The organism is Mixta gaviniae (genome assembly GCF_002953195.1).
Taxonomy (GTDB): Bacteria; Pseudomonadota; Gammaproteobacteria; order Enterobacterales; family Enterobacteriaceae; genus Mixta; species Mixta gaviniae.
Genome location: NZ_CP026377.1, coordinates 3,356,846 through 3,375,055, shown reverse-complemented (window position 1 = coordinate 3,375,055; position 18,210 = coordinate 3,356,846). Strand labels below are relative to the sequence as shown.

Sequence of the window (18,210 nt, the reverse complement as noted above, 5' to 3'; positions counted from 1 at the left end):
GGCGGTGACTAAAAGTGATTTAACGTCTGGCGTGTCCGGCGTATTCATAACCGAAGCCCGCTTTATGGCGGGCTTTTTTGTCTCGCGGCGCCAGCGGGAGAAGCTTATCCCGATAGGTTATGCCTTGTCATTTTTCGCCTTGTTAAGGGAATATCGCTTTTCACGATAACTGCAGGGGCGTCAGGGCGATGGCGCATGGCGGGAGGCAAATGATTATCCCGGCAGGTGAGGGCAGGGATAGCGAATTTAAAACGGACGACGCCGTTGCCAATTTTATAACGGCATGCGATGAAACTGATGAATAAGAGAAGAGCAGCATTTACCCTTTTACGCGATCAAAAATCACTCGCCCGGAGGATAAACATAATCCCAGCGGAAAAATCCGTGTTGCCTGAATGCGTTGCCGGCCAAAGACATTTTTTTAGATTTAATATAACCGGGCGGCGGGCAGGTCACATTGCATAGCCAGTAGCCGGGATCTTCTGTGCCTTCCAGGTTCTCTATTTCATCCTTTAGCTGATTAAGTTCGCTAAGCGAAAAATGGATAAACTCGCCCAGCGATAAAATTATCCACTCTTCCGCTGCCTGCTCTTTTTTTAGCGGTGAATAATGAACGGAAGATTGCGCTGCCTCGACAAAGTGGGTGGTGTGACGCATCGACCAGCCGCAAAACTCCAGCAGCGGCGCGTCGCCGTAAGCAATATCGTACAGTCTGTCCAGCGAGTGCGTGGGAGGCGGGGTATAACGGTCGGAAAAATGCAGCTCTTTCTGCGCAATATCATGGAGAAAATAAGCGGCCACCAACGATTCCGGATGATGAATAACCAGCGCGGGATGTTCTCCGCTGCCGCCGCCGACAATCAGGTTAGCGGGAGAGCATGAAAAGTTGGCGCCACCCCAGCTGTCGCCGCTAACCGTCTCCAGCGGATGATATATCGGCAATCCGTTCAGATAGCCAACAAGTTCATGCTGGATGGTATCGATATAGCTCATTGCGTTGTGCGTCTCCGGTTCATCGGCACACCCTACCGCCTCAGTGCAGCAAAAATAGCGTCGCCAGACCGAGGAAGATAAAAAAGCCGCCGGTGTCGGTCAGCGCGGTGATCATCACGCTGCTGCCGATTGCCGGGTCGCGATTCATTTTGGTCATAATCAGCGGGATCAGCACGCCCATCAGCGCCGCCAGCAGCAGGTTTAACACCATCGCCAGCATCATCACGCCGCCCAGCGCCAGGTTGTCATACATCAGCCAGGTAATGCAGCCCATGATGCCGCCCCAGAACAGGCCGTTTATCAGCGCCACGCCCAGTTCGCGCAGAAACAGGAAACTGAAGTTGCCCGGCTCCACCTGATGCAGCGCCAGCGCGCGCACGATCATGGTAATGGTCTGGTTGCCGGTGTTGCCGCCGATGCCCGCGACGATCGGCATCAGCGTCGCCAGCGCCACCAGCTGAGAGATGGTCTCTTCAAACAGGCCGATCACGCGCGAGGCGACAAACGCGGTACACAGGTTGATCGCCAGCCAGGTCCAGCGGGTGCGCACCGCCTTTTTTACCGGCGCGAATACCTCCTCTTCCTGGCTCAGACCGCCCATTTTACGGATATTGCTTTCGTTCTCTTCGTTAACCAGGTCGATCACATCTTCGATGGTAACGCGGCCGATCAGCTTGCCTTTATCGTCGATCACCGCTGCGGAAATCAGGTTGTAACGTTCAAAGGCGCCGGCGGCATCTTCTGCCTTATCGTCGAGACGAAAGGTAGTCGGCCGGTCGTTCATCACTGAAAATACCGGCGTTTCCGGCTGGTTAAGCAGGATATCGGTCAGCGGCAGTTCGCCCAGCAGCACATTGTTTTTATCGGTGATAAACAGCTTATCGGTGCCTTCCGGAATGGCGCGTCGGCGGCGTAAAAAACGCTGCACCGTCGCCATATCGACATCAGCACGGACGGTAATAAAGTTGAAATCCATGATGCGGCCGACGCGATCGCGGTCGAAATGCACCACGTTCAGCACGCGCGCGCGCAGCGCCGGATCGAGGGAGGTCAGCAGCCGGCCGGTCAGGTCACGCGGCAGGTAGCGCGCCAGATAGGCCTGGTCATCGATATCCAGCGGCGCAATCGCCTGCAGAATGTCCTTATCGCTCATGACCTCGGTCAGGCTTTCCCAGACCGTTTCCGAGGCCTCTACCAGCACCTGGCCGCGCCGCGCATTATCCACCAGCCGCCATAGCGCCTGGCGCTCATCTTCCGGCAGCGCCTCAAGAATATCGGCGATATCGGCGGCGTGCAGCAGCGCAAGATCCGCCCGCAGGTCGTTTATCTGCGCGGCGGTATCAGCGGAAAGGCTGGCGGGATCGGCGGGCGGCTCAAGCAGGTTTTCCACCAGCTCGGGGCCATCAAGTAAAAGGTTAAGGATGCGGCTGCGGATATCGGCGAGCTGTTGAGCCTGGGATACAGACATAAAAATTCCCTTGTGTCTGGGCGCGGGCAACAGAAGGCCCGGCATTTTCTACAGGCATGGCGGGAGGGTAAGTTGTCTCACGCAAGGCAACTTAACGCTCGCATCATGCGTTTACCTGGTGGCGGGTTGGGTCGCGACGGGCGCCTCAGCCTGCTCTTTTTTGTCCTGATGATGCTGAAAAGCACCGGGCAACACATACAGTAAACGCCCCAGTAAAAGTATAAAGCTAATCAGCAACACGACGCGGGTCATGCGACCGGTTTTATGGCGTCTGCGAAATGGGGTAATGCTGTTCACGCAGGGATCCTTATAGCAGGCCCGAAGGCGGTAAAACAATTTAGGCACAGCGCAACCGTCAGGTCAATCTCATGCTGTCGCCACGCTGCTGCAAAAATAGCGGAAATTCCCTGTCTGGCGGCTAAACGAAAAGTGGCTAAAATCGTTTTTAACGGTGAGTTTTGATGTATGTCAATCTGGGCCGCGCCATGGAAATTAGTATGGGGGCGTTTTGTACCGCGTGCGGCTCTTTATGCGAGCCTTAGCATAAGAGGAGAGGCCGTCTTTGTATCCCCGGGTTGATTCAGGCTTGCTGCGCTGCTGGCGTCGCAGCTGGTGGGGCGCGCCATTATGGCTGGCGCTGTTACTGATGCCGCTCTCCGGCGCGCTGTCGGTTCGGCTGATCCTGCCCGATGGCCCGGTTTATCTGCTGTTCCTGCCGGTAACGCTGACGGTAGCGCTGCTGATGGTGTTTGACTGGGCAGCGCTGCCCGGTATTACGCTGGCGCTGCTGTGGCGCTATCTGTCGCTGTTTTCGCTGGGGCATGCGCTGGTCACCTGCACCATTTTTATCTGCGGCATCGCTATCTGCTGGCTGGGCTACCGCATCTGGGCGGGACGTTGCTGGTGCGCGGGGCCTGGCGCGGCGCGGCTCGGCGTCACGCGGCTATTCTGGCTGAGCTTTTTTCTGCCGACGCTGCTGGTCTTTTTACTGCAGATAACGGTAACCCTGAACGCGGTACCCGCTTCCGCCTCGATTTTCAATCGCAACCCGCTGACGCTGCGTACCCTGATTAACTATCAGGCCATTTTGCTCTCCTGCGTGGCCCTGCTGCCGGCCTATTACATGGCGATCCGCTGCTTCCGCCATCCACGTTACTTTTCGCGCCAGCTCGGCCTGCTGCGCCAGCAGATCGCTGAAAGCGTCAGCCCGGCGGAGATAAAAATCTGGCTGACCTGGCTCACGTTGCTGGTGGCGCTGCTGACGGTATTGCACAGCGAGCTGCAGAATCAGGTGTTGGGTGATTTTGCGCTGCTGTTGCTGCTGCCGACCATGCTCTGGTCCGCCGCCCGCTTCGGCTATCTGTTTACCGCGCTGGCGTGGTCGCTGGTGCTGCTGTTGCTTTATCAGTTTCGTGCCCGGCCGGAGATTTCGCTGCATCTGGCGATCACCATCACCAATCTGCTGGTCTGGTCGTTAATCCTCTATTTTATCGGCGTCAACGGCGTGCGGCAGCGGCAGCTGATTCAGAAATCGCGCCAGGCGGCGCTGATCGATCCGATTATCGATCTGCCTAACCTGCGCGCGCTGAAAATCATGCTGGCGCAGCAGGCTTCCTCCACGCTCTGTTTTCTGCGCATTCCCGATCTTGACCGGCTGAGCCGCACCTGGGGGCTGGATCTGCGTATTGAATATAAGCGGCGGCTGGCGGCGCATTTACAGCCGCTGCTGGAGCAGAACGAGGCGATTTACCATCTGCCGGGCTTCGATCTGGCGCTGCGCCTGAATAAGGCGACCTACGAGCAGCGCATCTATCAGATCGGCGCGCGCATCGATGGCTACAGCCTGCGCTGGCAGGGGCTGCCGCTGCAGCCCGATATCGGCATCAGCTACTGTCACGTGGTGCCGCCCGTAAACCATCTGCCGGCCCTGCTGGGCGAGCTGAGCGGTATGGCGGAAGTGTCGTTGCACAGCCATCAGCCGGAGAGCCTGCATCAGGGCAGCGGCGGCGCGCAGCGTCAGGTGAAGGAGAAGCTGACGCTATTGAATGAGGTACAGCAGGCGTTGGATAACGAACGATTCGTGATGATGGCGCAGCGCATCGAAGGGCTGCGCGGCGATGATTATCATGAGTTGCTGCTGCGGCTGATTGACGGGCGCGGCGAGCAGGTGGAGCCGGGCCGCTTTTTGCCGGTGGTGCAGGAGTTCGGTCTGACGTGGGAGATCGACCGCTGGGTGCTGGATCACGCGCTGGGCTTTATCGACCGCTGCCGCGAGCGCCTGCCGGCGGCGCGCTTCGCGGTGAATATCCACGCGATCAATCTGTGCCGCCCCTTTTTCATCAGCGAGCTGCAGCGGCTGCTGAAGCGCCATCAGGTTGAGCCCTGGCAGCTGATTCTGGAAATCAGCGAGGCGCAGGGCACTATCGACTCTTCAGCGGGCTATCGCACTGTTAACCGACTGCGTCAGATGGGGTGTCGCATCGCCATCGACCACTTCGGCGCCGGCTACGCCAGCTATCTGCAGCTGAAAACCCTGCAGGCGGACATGCTAAAAATCGACGGCAGCTTTATTCAGAATATGCTGCACAGCCCGCTGGACTATCAGATTATCGAGTCCATCTGCCGCGTCGCCCGGCTGAAGCGTATGCAGATCGTCGCGGAATCGGTGGAATCGGAAGCGGTAGCCGCCGCCCTGCGCGGGCTGGGCATCGATTATCTGCAGGGCTACGCCATCAGCGAGCTGCAGCCGCTGCTTACCCTTGGGGAGAACTGATCACTCCGCCGGCGGCGCCTTTCTCGCCAGCAGGGTGGCGAAGCGCAGGCTGATGCGGTTGCCGTTTTCATCGGTTTTATGCAGCTGGCCGGGGTTTTCGTTATATTTCACGATTTGCCATTTGCGGTAGTAGTGGCTCAGCTCGCCCGATTTAAAGGCGAAGGGGAAGGGCACGCTGCAGGGGAAATCATCGGTGTCCATCGCCGCGACAATCAGGTTGTAGCCGTTTTTCGCCGTGCTGGCCTGCATATCGGCGATCAGCTGCGGGATCGCCTCCGGCTGCAGGAACATCATCACTACCGTTGAGAAGACGAAATGGTACTCGCCGTTAAAACGCACGCTGTTCAGATCGGTGAGTTGCGTGTGGATGCCGCTGAGCGATTCTGCGGCGATAATCTGGTTCAGCCGCGCCAGGCTCTGCGGATTGTTATCCCAGGCGTCGACCTCAAACCCTTTGGCGTTGAGGTAGAGGCTGTTGCGCCCGTTACCGCAGCCGACATCCAGCGCTTTTCCCGGCGTCAGCAGCGGCAGCGCTGCCACCACTTCCGAGTGCGGGGCGGTCAGCTGATATTTTTCTGTGAAATAGTTATCGGGACGTGTCGTCATAATCGTTGTTCAGGTTGATGCGGGCGGAGAAAGCGCCGCCCGGATTCGCCGGCGTCCGTTACGCCTCTTCTTCGATGACCAGTTTCCAGCCGGGAACATCCTCCCAGTAGGTCTGCTCGCGCTCCAGATCGAGCTGCACCAGCGTATTCTGGCTGAAATAGCCAGCCGGGAAGCGCAGCGTCCAGTGCCCCTCTTCGGTGGTCAGCGTTAGCCGCTCCGGACGGGTGGTGGCCTGGCGCTGATTATTAAGCAGCGTGCCGAGACGCAGCAAAAATACCAGCGGTACGATCTGTTTCTTTTTAAACAGCGTAAAGCGCGGCAGCTCGTCGGTCTTCACCGCTTTACGGTGATAGCGTACCAGGGTCGCCAGCAGCAGCTGTTGATCCTGGTTAAAGCCGGGCAGGTTGGTGTTTTGCAGAATGTAGGCGGAGTGGCGCTGCATGCCGCTGTGGTTGATGGTCAGGCCCACCTCATGCAGCATCGCCGCCCACTTCAGCAGCGCAGAAAGCTGCGGGTTGGCCAGCCGCGGGTTCTGATCGCGCCACTGCTGCCAGAGCTGATCGGTGGTTTCCAGCACGCGGCGCGCCTGCTCGCTGTCGATATTGTAGTGGTTGGCCAGACTTTGCGCGGTGCGGCTGCGGATATCCTGATGGCGGAAGCGGCCCTCCATCTCATACAGTACCCCTTCACGCAGCGCGCCGTCCGACAGGCGCAGCTCGCGGATCGCCAGCGCGTCGAACACGCCGCACAGGATCGCCAGGCCTGGCACAAAGACCCCTTTGCGCTCTTCCGACAGGCCCGGCAGGCTCAGCGCGGCGAAAGAGCGATGCTTCATCACCTCGTCGTAAAGCAGCTCCAGCCGCTCCGGCGTAATCAGCTTCTCTTTTTCGCCCATCGCCTGCAGCACTTCGCAGGCCGCCTTGATGGTACCGGAGGCGCCCAGCGCATATTGCCAGCCCAGCAGCCGATATTGCCAGGCGAGGGTTTCCAGCTTTTGCGCCGCCGCCAGCCGGGCGCGCCGGAAATTTTCCCGGCTGATATCGCCGTTGGGGAAGTAGAGGTTAGCAAAGCTGACGCAGCCCATGCGGCGGCTTTCCACCAGCTTCGGCTCGAAATCTTCGCCGATCACCAGCTCGGTTGAGCCGCCGCCGATGTCGATCACCAGCTTGCGTCCTTTTTCCGGCTGCGTATGTTCCACGCCCATAAAAATCAGGCGCGCCTCTTCGTGACCGGAAATCACTTCAATAGGGTAGGGGATAACATCCGCCGCGCGCTGCAGAAAATCTTCCGCATTCACCGCCTGACGCAGCGTATGGGTGCCGACAATGGTGACGTTCGAGGCGCTGAAGCCCTGCAGGCGCTCGGCGAACAGCGCCAGGCAGCTCAGCCCGCGCTGGATCGCCTCTTCGCTCAGCACGTTGTTCGCGTCCAGGCCATCCGCCAGATGTACGCGCTGCTTCAGGCGGCCCAGCACCTGCATCGCCCCATCCACTACGCGGGCAATAACCATATGAAAGCTATTGGAACCGAGATCAATAGCGGCAAATTCCTGCGGTCGGGGCATATTTTTATGGGATATCGGCATAGTGAATTATTCAGGTTGTTCCAGAGATTTGATGTAGTCGTAAATGGCCTGTTGCGACCGCACCTTGCGGCGGTTGCCTCGCGGTACATAACGATTACTCAGTTCTTTATCAATAATGCGGGCTTTCACAGTATCACTGAACAGGATGGCAATAATATCCAGGATGCGCTGTTTCAGAACAGGATCAAGGATCGCCACCGCCACTTCGATGCGGTAATCGATGTTGCGCGTCATCCAGTCGGCAGAGGAAAGAAAGACTTTTTTATCGCCGCCGTTCTCGAAAATATAAACGCGATCGTGTTCAAGATAGCGGTCAACGATGCTGATCACGCGGATATTTTCGCTGATCCCTTCAAGATTGGGGATAAGCGAACACATGCCGCGCACCAGCAGGTTGACCTTCACGCCGACGCTGGAGGCAGTATAGAGCCGGTCGACCAAACCCTTATCCACCAGATTGTTGATTTTCAGCGTAATGCCAGCCGGCATGCCCTGCTGTGCGTTAGCGATCTCCTCGTCGATCAGCTGGTAAAGCATGCGCCGCGAGTTCTGCGGTGACACCATCAGATAATCAAAGCTCACCGGGCGGTAGGGGTTTTCAATAAAATTGAACACCCGGCGCACCTCGTTGGTAATGCGCGCGTCGGCGGTCAGCAGCGAATAGTCGGTATAGATGCGGGCGGTTTTCTCGTTGAAGTTGCCGGTGCCGATATGAGCGTAGCGCACCACCTCGTCGCCTTCGCGCCGTGAGATGAGGAACAGTTTGGCGTGAATTTTCAGGCCCGGCGCGGAGAAGATCACATGTACGCCCGCTTCGGTCAGCCGCTTGGCCCAGTGGATGTTCGCCTCTTCATCAAAGCGCGCCTGTAGCTCGACCACCACGGTCACTTTTTTACCGTTGTAGGCGGCATGGATCATCGCATCGATGATGCGCGAGTTTTTCGCCACGCGGTAGATGTTGATCTTGATTGCCAGCACGCTGGGATCGAACGACGCCTGGCGCAGCAGCTCCAGCACATGCTCAAAAGTGTGATACGGATAGTAGAGCAGCACGTCATGATTGCGGATGGCGTCAAAACCGTTACGGAAGCCATCGAACCAGATATGGCGCAGCTGCGGCATCGGCTTATTGACCAGGTTGGTTTTGCCGACGTTCGGGAAACTGATGAAATCTTTAAAGTTATGGTAGCGTCCGCCCGGCACCACTGAATCGTAGTTGGAGATGCTGAGCTTACCGCGCAGCAGCTCGACCATAGCGTTCGGCATATCGCGCTGATAAACGAAGCGCACCGGCTCCGCCGTCAGGCGCTGCTTCAGGCTGGAGGACATCAGTTCCAGCAGGCTCGACTCCATCTCCGTCACCAGATCGTACTCGGCGTCACGCGTCATTTTCATTGAATAGGCGTTGAGCGCGTCGTAATCGAAGAAGCCTTTGAATATATCGTCCAGGCAGTAGCGCAGGATGTTGTCCAGCAGGATCATCGGTTTGCGGCGGCGCGGCGATTCCGCCGGCAGATTGACGAAGCGCGGCACCTTGTCGGAGGGAATCTCCAGCAGCGCGTAGCGGATATCGTCGCCGCGAATGATCTCCACCGCCAGGTAGGTGTAGTCATCCTTGAGGAATTCAGTCAGGTCGGTATCGTGGTTGATCAGGATCGGCGTCACGTGCTGACGCAGCTGATGCTTAAAGTAGTGGCGCAGCCAGCTCTGCTGGTTCGGCGACAGCTGGCGTTCATTAATCAGGAAAATTTGATTGCGCGCCATCTCCAGCAGCAGGTCGTTATAAAGGCCGTCGAACTCCTGGTCGGCGCGCAGCACCCGCTGCTGGATTTTCTTCAGCAGATGGCGCGGCGTGCTGGGGAACCCTGCTCCTCGCCAATCAGGATGCGTCGTTTCAGATCGGCGAAGCGAACCTTATAAAACTCATCCAGGTTATTGGAATAGATGCCAAGAAAGCGCATGCGTTCAATCAGCGGGTTGCTCTTGTCGGCCGCTTCCTGCAGTACGCGTTCATTAAAGGATAACCAGCTCAGTTCTTTTTCGATATATAGCTTTTCCTGACCCATTATGGCTCCGTTGTGCTGATTTGAGACGAGGGTATCCATTTTCCACGTTCATTATGGCGAGAGTATGGCAGCAATGTCTAACCTCAACAGTTGTCATATCAGAGAGCTACGGGCAACATAGCGGCTTCATCAGAGAGGAATCCGCAGGCACGATGATTGACAATCATATCCCCGTTCACTACAGCAACCGCTCCCGGCGTTTTGTTGACCGCCTGACCGCGCGCGTTATCAGTGCCTGCGGCATCGGCGTGCTGCTGGTCATGATGCTGCTGTTCGTCTGGCTGCTGTGGGTGGTGATGCCGCTGTTCGCCACGCCATCCATGCAGCCGGGGCTGCGGCATCCTGCGCTTTCCACCCACCCCGCCGTGGCGCTTGGCGTCAGGGGCGACTGGGGCTGGCGTATCGACGCACAGGGCGCAGGGCGCTTTTTCCCGCTCGGCGGCGCACAGCCTGAACCGCCGCTTACGCTGGCGCGCGGGCCGGTGACAGCCGCGACCACCGCCGATAACAGCAGCGTACTGCTGTTGCAGCCTGATGGCAATTTTCGTCTTGTTCAGCCTGACTTTAGCGCAGCGGACGGCCAGCCGCGCTGGAAATTTCCGCTAGGCGACCGCCTTTTTTCCGGCCTCAGCGACGGCCTGACGATGGCGGCGCTGGCCGCCGTCGATGAGAAAAGCTGGCTGGCGGCGCTGAGCGACGGGCAGCATATTCGGCTGCTGCGTCTGCAGAACGGCCAGCCCGCGCAAAGCGATACCCTGGCCAGCGGCCCTGTTGAGCAACTGCTGCTGACGCCGAACGGCAAACTGCTGTTTGCCAGCAGCGGCGACAGGCTGCGCGTCTGGCGCCTTGACGGCGGTGAGGTAACGCTGCGCGACAGTATCGCGCTGGCCCATGCGCCGAAGCAGATGGCGCTGCTGAGCGGCGGCCGCTCGCTGCTGATCGCCGATGAGAGCGGCATCAGCCAATGGTTCGATATCGCTGATGAGCAGGGCCTGCATCTGCACCGCATTCGCAACTTTACCGGCGCCCGCATGCAGGCGCTGCTGATTACCGAGCCGCAGCGCCGCGTCTTCGCCACGCTGAGCGCGGCAGGCGAATTCAGCCTGTTCGCCAGCAAACGCGACGGCGCCTTTTTTCATCACCTGCTGGGGGCGGGAATAGCCCAGGCGCGCTTCGCGCCGCAGGGCGACGGTCTGCTGATCGAGCGCGCCGACAGCTGGCAATACTGGCGCATCGATAACCCCTGGCCCGATGTCAGCCTGCGTAGCCTGTGGCAGAAAGTCTGGTATGAAAACTATCCGCAGCCGGACTGGGTCTGGCAATCAACAGCGGTCGAAGAGCCTTATCAGGCGAAGTTCAGCCTGATGCCGATGGTCGCCGGCACGCTGAAGGCGGCGGCGCTGGCGATGCTGTTCGCCGCGCCGCTGGCGATCGCGGCGGCGATCTACACCGCCTGGTTTATGTCGCCCGCGCTGCGCCGCTGGATCAAGCCCGCCATTGAGATGATGGGCGCGCTGCCGAGCGTGGTGGTCGGGCTGTTTGCCAGCCTGTGGCTGGCACCGCATATCGCCACACGTCTCTCCGGCGCGCTGCTGCTGCCGTTTGCCCTGACGGCGGCGCTGCTGCTGTGCGGGCCGCTGCAGCGGCGTCTGCCGGTGCGCTGGCGGCCGACGCCGGGGCGGGAAGTCTGGCTGCTTATCCCGCTACTGCTGCTGGTAAGCGCGCTCTGCCTCTGGCTGACGCCGCTGGCTGACCAGGCGCTGTGGGGCGCGCCGCTGGCGGATCGGCTGCCCGGCGGCTACGAGCAGCGCAACCTGCTGATTGCCGCTGTGGCGATGGGCTTCGCGCTGGTGCCGCTGATCTTTACCCTGGCCGAGGACGCGATCTTTAGCGTACCGACCGCGCTGGGGCAGGGGTCGCTGGCGCTGGGCGCCACTGCCTGGCAGACGCTGTCGCGCGTCATTCTGCCGAGCGCCGCCTCCGGCATTTTCGCCGCGCTGATGATAGGCCTTGGCCGCGCGGTGGGAGAGACCATGATTGTGCTGATGGCGACCGGCAACACCCCGGTCGCCGAAGGCGATCTGTTTCACGGCGTGCGCGCGCTTTCCGCCAATATCGCCGTAGAGATGCCGGAAGCGGCGGCAGGCAGCGCCCACTACCGCATCCTGTTTCTCAGCGCGCTGGTGCTGCTGCTGTTTACGCTGGTGCTGAATACGCTGGCGGAAGTGGTGCGGCAGCGTCTGCGCCGCCGTTATGGACAATCTGAGGGACAGGGATGAAGGCGCTACGTCAAAACGATCGCTGGCGCTGGCTGACGGCCGGCGCGGTCACCTTTAGCCTGTTGGCTTTTTTACTGCTGCTGTTGCTGCTGGCGTGGCAGGGGTTACGCCATTTCTGGCCGCAGCCGGTCACGCTTTTTACCCTCTCGCAGCCCGCCGCCGGCGAGGCGCGCCTGCTGGGCGAAGTGGTCAGCGCGCAGAGGCTGTCGCGTCAGCAGCTGATCGACGCCGGCCTGCCGCAGGCGCGGCGGCTGCCGGAGAGCGTCACGCGTTATCTGATTAAAACCGGCAACCGCGACTTCGCCGCGCCCGATTTTCGCACCCTGCTGGAGAGCGATATCCTCCGCCGCGAAGCGCCGCGTGACGTGCTGGTGCTGCAGCGCCGGGTTGGCGGCGTGGCGTTCGGCTGGTTTGCCGGCCTGTATGAGAATCAACAGCCGTTGACGGCGCAGAATATGCAGCGCGCCCTGGTGCAGCGTCTGCAGCAGACCCATCAGCAGCTGGAGCTGGCCGAGCAGGTGCGGCGCAGCGATATGGCGCGCATCACGGCGCAGCTGGAGGCGCTGGAGACGGAAGCGCAGACGCGGCGGGCCAGCGGCCAGGAGAACGAACAGGCGCGTTCGGTGCTGGAGGCGAACCGCGCGGAGCTGCAGCGCCAGTTTGCGCAGCAGGCGGAGCGGCGCGCTTCGCTGCTGGAGGAGAGCGCCCGCAGCGCGCTGATGCTGCGCGACGCCAACGGCCAGCTACACCGCATTCCGCTGACGCAGATTGTCGACGCCTGGCATCCCAACGCCATGAATTTTGCACAGAAATGGCACCATTTCCTGCTACAGCTGTGGCACTTCGTCGCCGATTCGCCCGGCGTCTCGCAGGGCGAGGGCGGTGCCTTTCCGGCCATTTTCGGCACGGTGCTGATGGTGCTGCTGATGTCGGTGGTGGTGATGCCGCTGGGGGTAGTGGCCGCCATCTGGCTGCATGAGTACGCCGGACAGGGGCCGTTAACGCGGCTGGTGCGTATTGCGGTGGTCAATCTTGCCGGCGTGCCGTCGATTGTGTATGGCGTGTTCGGCCTGGGCTTTTTTGTCTGGCTGATTGGCGGCACGCTCGATCGGCTGTTCTACGCCGCCGCGCTGCCTAACCCGACCTTCGGCACGCCGGGCCTGCTGTGGGCCTCGCTGACGCTGGCGCTGCTGACGCTGCCGGTGGTGATCGTCGCTACCGAGGAGGGGCTGTCGCGCATTCCCGCCACGCTGCGCCACGGCTCGCTGGCGCTGGGCGCGACCCGCGCGGAGACGCTGTGGCATGTGACGCTGCCGCTGGCGGTGCCGGCGATGCTCACCGGGCTGATTCTGGCGGTAGCGCGCGCCGCCGGGGAAACCGCGCCGCTGATGCTGGTGGGCGTAGTGAAAATGGCACCGGAGCTGCCGGTTGATAACGTTTTCCCCTGGCTGCACCTCGATCGCAAATTTATGCATCTTGGCTTCCAGATTTACGACCTGGCGTTTCAAAGCCCGAACGCCGAAGCCGATCGCCCGGTGGTGTACGCTACCGCGCTGCTGCTGGTGGTGATTATTCTTGGGCTGAATCTGACGGCGATGGGCTTACGCCATCGCCTGCGCGAGCGCTATCGCTCGCTGGTGCAATAACGGTGAAACCATGATCGCTGAGAACGAAACCGCGCTGACAATTAATCAACTCTCCCTCTGGTATGGCGAGAAGCAGGCGCTTGACGGGATTTCGCTGGCGATCCCGAAAAATCGTATTACCGCGCTGATCGGCCCCTCCGGCTGCGGCAAATCGACGCTGCTGCGCTGCTTTAACCGCATGAATGACGTGATCGACAACTGCCGTATGGAAGGGGAGATCTGGCTGGATCAGCGCAATATTTTACAGAGCGGTGGCGATCTCTCTGCGCTGCGTCGCCGGGTGGGAATGGTGTTCCAGCGGCCTAACCCGTTTCCCAAATCGATCTATGAAAACGTGGTCTACGGCCTGCGTCTGCAGGGCGTGCGCGATCGCCGGATACTGAATGAGGCGGTAGAGCGCGCGCTGCGTGCGGCGGCGCTGTGGCCGGAGGTGAAAGACAGCCTGCGGCAAAATGCGCTGACGCTCTCCAGCGGCCAGCAGCAGCGGCTGGTGATCGCCCGCGCGATCGCTATCGAGCCAGAGGTGCTGCTGCTGGATGAGCCGACCTCGGCGCTCGATCCTATTTCCACGCTGGTGATCGAGGAGCTGATGACCACGCTGAAGCAGCATTTCACCCTGATTCTGGTGACGCACAATATGCAGCAGGCAGCGCGCGTGTCTGACTACACCGCGTTTATGCATCAGGGCAAAATGGTGGAGTTCGCCGATACCGATACGCTGTTCACCACGCCGAAGCAGCGACGTACCGAAGATTATATTACCGGACGCTTTGGCTGAGAGGGGGAAAAGCAGAGAGCCGGGCGGCTCTCTGTAGAAGAATGTGCGGCTTAGTCGCCCGCGTAGCCCTGCGGCGGCAGCTTCTCGCCGTCAAGCCAGGCGGCGTTATCGCGCATCGCCAGTCGGCCATCGACAAACCAGCTTATTGCCAGCGGGTAGATTGCATGTTCCTGATGCTGCACGCGCGCAATCACCTCTGCTTCGCTATCGTCGGCGAATATCGGTACTTTGGCCTGTAAAATCACCGGGCCGCCATCCAGTTCGTCGGTGACGAAATGCACCGAGGTGCCATGTTCGCCGTCGCCGTTTTCTATCGCCTGACGATGGGTATGCAGACCGGGATATTTCGGCAACAGGGAAGGGTGGATATTCAGCAGACGATGCTGGTAGTGCGCGACGAAAACGGGGCTGAGGATGCGCATATATCCCGCCAGCACCACCAGATCGGGCGCGTAAGCGTCGATGTCGGCGATCAGCTGGCGATCGAAATCCTCGCGGCTGGCGTAATCGGACGCCGCCAGCGCATGCGCCGGGATGTCAGCCTGACGGGCGCGTTCAAGGCCATAGGCGCCCGCCCGGTTGCTGAATACCGCCGCCACGCAGGCGTCGATGCGCCCCTGGCGGCAGGCGTCGAGGATCGCCTGCAGGTTACTGCCGCTGCCGGAAATCAGCACCACCAGCCGTTTCATTTAATAACCACACGCTCTTCGCTGTCAGCGGCGTTGATAACGCCGATCTTCCACGCCTGCTCGCCCGCAGCGTTCATTAGCGCAACCGCGTTATCCGCTTCGCTGGCGCTGACGGCGATTACCATGCCGACGCCGCAGTTAAAGGTACGGTACATTTCGTGACGGCTGACATTGCCCGCCTGCTGCAGCCAGTTGAACACCGCCGGCCACTGCCAGCTCGCTTCATCGATTACCGCCTGGGTGTTGTCCGGCAGCACGCGCGGAATGTTTTCCCAGAAGCCGCCGCCGGTGAGGTGGGCGATGGCGTGAACGTCGATCTGCTCAATCAGGCTCAGGATATTTTTCACGTAGATGCGCGTCGGCGCCAGCAGGTGATCGGCCAGCGGTTTGCCTTCCAGCTGCTTGCTGAGCGGATCGGTCTGGCTCACCTGCAAAATTTTGCGCACCAGCGAGTAGCCGTTGGAGTGCGGGCCGCTGGAGGCGAGGGCGATCAGCACGTCGCCGTCCTGCACTTTGCTGCCGTCGATGATTTCCGATTTTTCCACCACGCCGACACAAAAGCCTGCCACGTCGTAATCTTCGCCGTGATACATGCCCGGCATCTCTGCGGTTTCACCGCCTACCAGCGCGCAGCCCGACTGCAGACAGCCTTCAGCGATGCCGGCGATCACCGCCGAGGCGGTATCCACATCCAGCTTGCCGGTGGCGTAATAGTCGAGGAAGAAAAGGGGTTCTGCGCCCTGAACCACCAGGTCATTCACGCACATGGCGACCAGGTCGATACCGATGGTGTCGTGGCGTTTGAGATCCATCGCCAGACGCAGCTTGGTACCTACGCCATCGGTGCCGGATACCAGCACCGGCTCGCGGTATTTCTGCGGCAGGGCACACAGCGCGCCGAAACCGCCCAGTCCGCCCATCACTTCAGGACGACGGGTCTGTTTCACCACGCCTTTAATACGATCGACTAACGCGTTGCCTGCATCAATATCTACGCCGGCGTCTTTATAGCTGAGAGAGGTCTTGTCGGTCACTGCGGAATCCCCACGCGGTTTGCGGTTTGAATATAAAGCGCGGCAATTCTAACAGCGCAGGCAAACGTTTGCGAGTGACATCTTTGGCTGACATTGCGGATTCCGGCTTTTTGGCGGATGCTTAGCACAGGGCGTCGCTTTTGCGCTTTATTACCTCATCTCATATGGCGCCGTTGGCAAAAGGCGGTATAATCCCGCGATTTTTTTTTCCGCTCAACACTCCGGGAGTACAACAATGAAGATCGTGGAAGTCAAACACCCACTCGTCAAACATAAACTGGGCCTGATGCGTGAGCAGGATATAAGCACCAAGCGTTTTCGCGAGCTGGCGTCGGAAGTGGGAAGTTTGCTGACCTACGAAGCCACGGCCGATCTGGAAACAGAAAAAGTGACCATCGAAGGCTGGAACGGCCCGGTGGAAATCGATCAGATCAAAGGCAAAAAAATTACCGTTGTCCCGATCCTGCGCGCCGGCCTCGGCATGATGGAAGGGGTGTTGGAGCATGTACCGAGCGCACGCATCAGCGTGGTGGGCGTCTATCGCGATGAAGAGACGCTGGAGCCGGTACCCTATTTTCAGAAGCTGGTTTCCAATATTGAAGAGCGCATGGCGCTGGTGGTCGACCCGATGCTGGCGACCGGCGGCTCGATGATCGCCACCATCGATCTGCTGAAAAAAGCGGGCTGCAGCAGCATCAAGGTACTGGTGCTGGTGGCGGCGCCGGAAGGCATCGCGGCGCTGGAAAAAGCGCACCCGGACGTGGAGCTTTACACCGCCTCCGTCGATCAGGGGCTGAACAGCAAAGGCTACATCATCCCGGGTCTCGGAGACGCGGGCGACAAAATTTTCGGAACCAAATAAATCTTTCAGCCGACCGCAAGAGTCGGCTTTTTTTTGCCTAAAACCGCTCAAGGGGATACTTCATGACTCGTCGCGCGATTGGCGTTAACGAACGCCCACCGCTCTTGCAAACGATTCCGCTCAGCTTTCAGCACCTGTTCGCCATGTTCGGCGCGACGGTGCTGGTGCCGATCCTGTTTCATATCAATCCGGCCACGGTGCTGCTGTTTAACGGCGTCGGCACCTTGCTCTATCTGTTTATCTGTAAGGGTAAAATTCCGGCCTATTTAGGCTCCAGCTTCGCCTTTATCTCGCCGGTGCTGCTGCTGCTGCCGCTGGGGTATGAGGTGGCGCTGGGCGGCTTTATCCTCTGCGGCGTGCTGTTTTGTCTGGTGGCGCTGATTGTGAAAAAGGCGGGTACCGGCTGGCTGGACGTCATGTTCCCGCCGGCGGCGATGGGGGCGATTGTCGCGGTCATCGGTCTGGAGCTGGCGGGCGTGGCGGCCAATATGGCGGGCTTGCTGCCAGCCGACGGCACGGCGGTTGACGGCACAGCGGTGACGATTTCGCTGGTGACGCTGGCGGTGACGGTTTTCGGTTCGGTGCTGTTCCGCGGCTTTCTGGCGATTATCCCGATCCTGATCGGCGTGCTGGCGGGGTATCTGCTGTCGTGGACTATGGGCATTGTTGACTGGCGCAGCGTCGAGGCGGCGCCGTGGTTCGCGCTGCCGACCTTCTATACGCCGCGCTTCGAATGGTATGCGATGCTGACCATTCTGCCGGCGGCCCTGGTGGTGATCGCCGAGCATGTCGGACATCTGGTGGTGACTGCCAATATCGTTAAAAAGGATTTGATCCGCGATCCGGGCCTGCACCGGTCGATGTTCGCCAACGGTTTTTCCACCATTATTTCCGGCTTTTTCGGCTCCACCCCGAATACCACCTATGGCGAAAATATCGGCGTGATGGCGATTACCCGCGTTTACAGCACCTGGGTAATTGGCGGCGCGGCGATTATCGCTATTCTGCTCTCTTGCGTCGGTAAGCTGGCGGCGGCGATTCAGGCGGTGCCGGTGCCGGTGATGGGCGGCGTGTCGCTGCTGCTCTACGGAGTGATTGGCGCGTCAGGCATCCGCGTGCTGATTGAATCGAAGGTGGACTACAACAAAGCGCAGAACCTGATCCTCACTTCGGTGATCCTGATTATCGGCGTCAGCGGGGCGAAGGTGCATATCGGCGCCGCTGAACTGAAGGGGATGGCGCTGGCGACCCTTGTCGGCGTCGGGCTGAGCCTGATTTTCAAACTGATTAACGTGCTGCGTCCGGAAGAGGTGATTCTGGAGCCTGGCGATAACAAGCCGGCGTAGGCCCCGCCATAAAAAGGGGCCTCAGACGACCGCCAAACTTAAGGTGCGGGCGGGATCCGTGAGCAAAGCGTCCCGCGCAAAGGGC

The 18,210-nt window shown here is 59.9% G+C and carries 13 protein-coding genes and 1 pseudogene; 6 read left to right on the top strand and 8 right to left on the bottom strand.

Annotated elements, in window-relative coordinates:
• Positions 1-342: 342 nt before the first annotated feature.
• From C2E15_RS15790 to C2E15_RS15780, 3 genes are all read right to left on the bottom strand, one after another.
• Positions 343-993, bottom strand: coding sequence for a hypothetical protein (locus C2E15_RS15790; RefSeq protein ID WP_104958214.1), 651 nt, complete (start codon positions 991-993; stop codon positions 343-345).
• Positions 994-1,033: 40 nt separating this feature from the next.
• Positions 1,034-2,461 (bottom strand): magnesium transporter, encoded by a 1,428-nt coding sequence (mgtE, locus tag C2E15_RS15785; RefSeq protein WP_104958213.1) that lies wholly within the window; start codon positions 2,459-2,461, stop codon positions 1,034-1,036.
• Between the two features lie 111 nt (positions 2,462-2,572).
• A complete protein-coding gene (locus C2E15_RS15780; RefSeq protein ID WP_104958212.1) occupies positions 2,573-2,758 on the bottom strand; it encodes a YfgG family protein in 186 nt (61 codons plus the stop codon).
• A 265-nt stretch (positions 2,759-3,023) separates the two neighbouring features.
• Between C2E15_RS15780 and C2E15_RS15775 the strand changes: the two genes are divergently transcribed.
• On the top strand, positions 3,024-5,234 hold the full coding sequence (locus C2E15_RS15775) for a sensor domain-containing phosphodiesterase (RefSeq protein ID WP_245912293.1): 2,211 nt from the start codon (positions 3,024-3,026) through the stop codon (positions 5,232-5,234).
• Here C2E15_RS15775 and tehB read toward each other — a convergent pair whose 3' ends face one another.
• From tehB to ppk1, 3 genes and pseudogenes are all read right to left on the bottom strand, one after another.
• Entirely contained in the window at positions 5,235-5,840 is a 606-nt protein-coding gene (gene tehB / locus C2E15_RS15770) for a tellurite resistance methyltransferase TehB (protein ID WP_104958211.1), read from the bottom strand. It lies immediately after the preceding gene.
• A 58-nt stretch (positions 5,841-5,898) separates the two neighbouring features.
• The gene (ppx, locus tag C2E15_RS15765) at positions 5,899-7,425 is read right to left on the bottom strand and encodes an exopolyphosphatase (protein ID WP_104958210.1); all 1,527 of its coding nucleotides are present in this window, start codon (positions 7,423-7,425) and stop codon (positions 5,899-5,901) included.
• Positions 7,426-7,431: 6 nt separating this feature from the next.
• Positions 7,432-9,491 (bottom strand): annotated as a pseudogene (gene ppk1 / locus C2E15_RS15760) (polyphosphate kinase 1).
• A 152-nt stretch (positions 9,492-9,643) separates the two neighbouring features.
• On the opposite strand from ppk1, the gene C2E15_RS15755 reads away from it, so the two are divergent.
• Genes C2E15_RS15755 through pstB form a run of 3 tightly spaced genes read left to right on the top strand, consistent with a single transcriptional unit; the run spans position 9,644 to position 14,194 of the window.
• Positions 9,644-11,770 carry an ABC transporter permease subunit gene (locus C2E15_RS15755; RefSeq protein WP_104958209.1) on the top strand — a complete coding sequence of 709 codons (2,127 nt, stop codon included), beginning with the start codon at positions 9,644-9,646 and terminating at the stop codon, positions 11,768-11,770.
• On the top strand, positions 11,767-13,416 hold the full coding sequence (gene pstA / locus C2E15_RS15750; protein ID WP_104958208.1) for a phosphate ABC transporter permease PstA: 1,650 nt from the start codon (positions 11,767-11,769) through the stop codon (positions 13,414-13,416). The genes C2E15_RS15755 and pstA overlap by 4 nt, the downstream gene beginning before the upstream one ends.
• Positions 13,417-13,426: 10 nt before the next feature.
• Positions 13,427-14,194 (top strand): phosphate ABC transporter ATP-binding protein PstB, encoded by a 768-nt coding sequence (pstB, locus tag C2E15_RS15745; protein ID WP_104958207.1) that lies wholly within the window; start codon positions 13,427-13,429, stop codon positions 14,192-14,194.
• 50 nt (positions 14,195-14,244) lie between these two features.
• Here the strand turns inward: pstB and purN are convergent, their stop codons facing one another.
• Positions 14,245-14,883, bottom strand: coding sequence for a phosphoribosylglycinamide formyltransferase (purN, locus tag C2E15_RS15740; RefSeq protein ID WP_104958206.1), 639 nt, complete (start codon positions 14,881-14,883; stop codon positions 14,245-14,247).
• A complete protein-coding gene (gene purM / locus C2E15_RS15735) occupies positions 14,880-15,917 on the bottom strand; it encodes a phosphoribosylformylglycinamidine cyclo-ligase (protein ID WP_104958205.1) in 1,038 nt (345 codons plus the stop codon). The genes purN and purM overlap by 4 nt, the downstream gene beginning before the upstream one ends.
• 235 nt (positions 15,918-16,152) lie before the next feature.
• Here purM and upp point away from each other — a divergent pair, with 235 nt between their 5' ends.
• A complete protein-coding gene (gene upp, locus C2E15_RS15730) occupies positions 16,153-16,779 on the top strand; it encodes a uracil phosphoribosyltransferase (protein ID WP_104958204.1) in 627 nt (208 codons plus the stop codon).
• Between the two features lie 62 nt (positions 16,780-16,841).
• A complete protein-coding gene (uraA, locus tag C2E15_RS15725; protein ID WP_104958203.1) occupies positions 16,842-18,125 on the top strand; it encodes a uracil permease in 1,284 nt (427 codons plus the stop codon).
• The last annotated feature ends 85 nt before the right edge of the window (positions 18,126-18,210 follow it).